Origin of the sequence: Thermomonas fusca DSM 15424, from assembly GCF_000423885.1 — a bacterium.
Taxonomy (GTDB): Bacteria; Pseudomonadota; Gammaproteobacteria; order Xanthomonadales; family Xanthomonadaceae; genus Thermomonas; species Thermomonas fusca.
Map to the genome: position 1 here is coordinate 1 of NZ_AUIV01000012.1, position 2,500 is coordinate 2,500.

Sequence of the window (2,500 nt, forward strand, 5' to 3'; positions counted from 1 at the left end):
CCCTGGCGATGACCTACTCTTGCATGCAGAAGCACACTACCATCGGCGCAGCTGTGTTTCACTTCCGAGTTCGGGATGGGATCGGGTGGTGCCACAGCGCTGTTATCACCAGGGAGAGGGTGGAGGGTCGCCGGCCGTAGATACGGCAGCGCCTCGCTCTCAGAGGTTGGAAGAAGAGTCTACGAGCGTTTGGAGCAAGCCATCAACGTGTTGAGGCCAAGGGTTACTTCGCTAGGCGAAGCAACTTGAGGTGATATGGTCAAGCCACACGGATCATTAGTACAGGTAAGCTCAACGCATTACTGCGCTTACACACCCTGCCTATCAACCACCTGGTCTTGATGGTTCCTTCAGGGGGCTTGTGCCCCGGGAGATCTCATCTTGAGGCGCGCTTCCCGCTTAGATGCTTTCAGCGGTTATCGCTTCCGAACATAGCTACCCGGCAGTGCCACTGGCGTGACAACCGGAACACCAGAGGTTCGTCCACTCCGGTCCTCTCGTACTAGGAGCAGCCCCTCTCAAATCTCCAACGCCCATGACAGATAGGGACCGAACTGTCTCACGACGTTCTGAACCCAGCTCGCGTACCACTTTAAATGGCGAACAGCCATACCCTTGGGACCGACTACAGCCCCAGGATGTGATGAGCCGACATCGAGGTGCCAAACACCGCCGTCGATATGAACTCTTGGGCGGTATCAGCCTGTTATCCCCGGAGTACCTTTTATCCGTTGAGCGATGGCCCTTCCATACAGAACCACCGGATCACTAAGTCCTAGTTTCCTACCTGCTTGATCCGTCGATCTTGCAGTCAAGCACGCTTATGCCTTTGCACACAGTGCGCGATGTCCGACCGCGCTGAGCGTACCTTCGAGCTCCTCCGTTACTCTTTGGGAGGAGACCGCCCCAGTCAAACTACCCACCATACACGGTCCCCGACCCGGATTACGGGCCCAGGTTAGAACGTCAAGCACATCAGGGTGGTATTTCAAGGTTGGCTCCATGCCAGCTAGCGCCGACACTTCACAGCCTCCCACCTATCCTACACAGACGAACTCAACGTTCAGTGTAAAGCTATAGTAAAGGTTCACGGGGTCTTTCCGTCTTGCCACGGGAACGCTGCATCTTCACAGCGATTTCAATTTCACTGAGTCTCGGGTGGAGACAGTGCCGCCATCGTTACGCCATTCGTGCAGGTCGGAACTTACCCGACAAGGAATTTCGCTACCTTAGGACCGTTATAGTTACGGCCGCCGTTTACCGGGGCTTCGATCAAGAGCTTCGCTTTCGCTGACCCCATCAATTAACCTTCCGGCACCGGGCAGGCGTCACACCCTATACGTCCACTTTCGTGTTTGCAGAGTGCTGTGTTTTTGATAAACAGTCGCAGCGGCCTGGTTACTTCGGCCTCCTTCAGCTATTAACCATAGGAGGCGCACCTTCTCCCGAAGTTACGGTGCTATTTTGCCTAGTTCCTTCACCCGAGTTCTCTCAAGCGCCTGAGAATTCTCATCCTGCCCACCTGTGTCGGTTTACGGTACGGTCTGTGCAAACTGAAGCTTAGGAGCTTTTCCTGGAAGCGTGATATCAGCAGCTCTGTCCAACTGGACTCGTCCTTGGTCTCAACGTTGCGCTCCCGGATTTGCCTAAGAGCACCGCCTCAACCCTCTCACCGGGACAACCAACGCCCGGCCTGCCTAACCTTCTCCGTCCCTCCATCGCATTTGCACGAGGTGCTGGAATATTAACCAGCTTTCCATCGACTACGCATTTCTGCCTCGCCTTAGGGGCCGACTCACCCTGCGTCGATTAACGTTGCGCAAGGAAACCTTGGGCTTTCGGCGTGCGGGCTTTTCACCCGCATTATCGTTACTCATGTCAGCATTCGCACTTCCGATACCTCCAGCAGACTTCTCAATCCACCTTCGCAGGCCTACGGAACGCTCCTCTACCGCGCATAACAAAGTTATGCACCCCAAGCTTCGGTTTACCGCTTAGCCCCGTTAAATCTTCCGCGCAGACCGACTCGACCAGTGAGCTATTACGCTTTCTTTAAAGGGTGGCTGCTTCTAAGCCAACCTCCTGGCTGTCTGTGCCTTTCCACATCGTTTTCCACTCAGCGGTAATTTGGGACCTTAGCTGTGGGTCTGGGTTGTTTCCCTTTTCACGACGAACGTTAGCACCCGCCGTGTGTCTCCCGTACAGTCCGTCTCGGTATTCGGAGTTTGCAATGGTTTGGTAAGTCGCGATGACCCCCTAGCCATAACAGTGCTCTACCCCCGAGAGGATACATACGAGGCGCTACCTAAATAGCTTTCGAGGAGAACCAGCTATCTCCGGGTTCGATTAGCTTTTCACTCCTAATCACACCTCATCCCCGACCTTTGCAACGGGCGTGGGTTCGGGCCTCCAGTACCTGTTACGGTACCTTCACCCTGGGCATGACTAGATCACCCGGTTTCGGGTCTACTGCCCGCGACTATGCGCCCTTATCAGACTC

General features: G+C 55.0%; 2 rRNA genes (1 of these 2 cut by a window edge). Both read right to left on the bottom strand.

The annotated features are described in order from the left end of the window. Window positions 1–113: ribosomal RNA gene (rrf, locus tag G582_RS0106745) — 5S ribosomal RNA — on the bottom strand. 142 nt (window positions 114–255) lie between these two features. After that, window positions 256–2,500: ribosomal RNA gene (locus G582_RS0106750) — 23S ribosomal RNA — on the bottom strand (it continues 615 nt past the right edge of the window).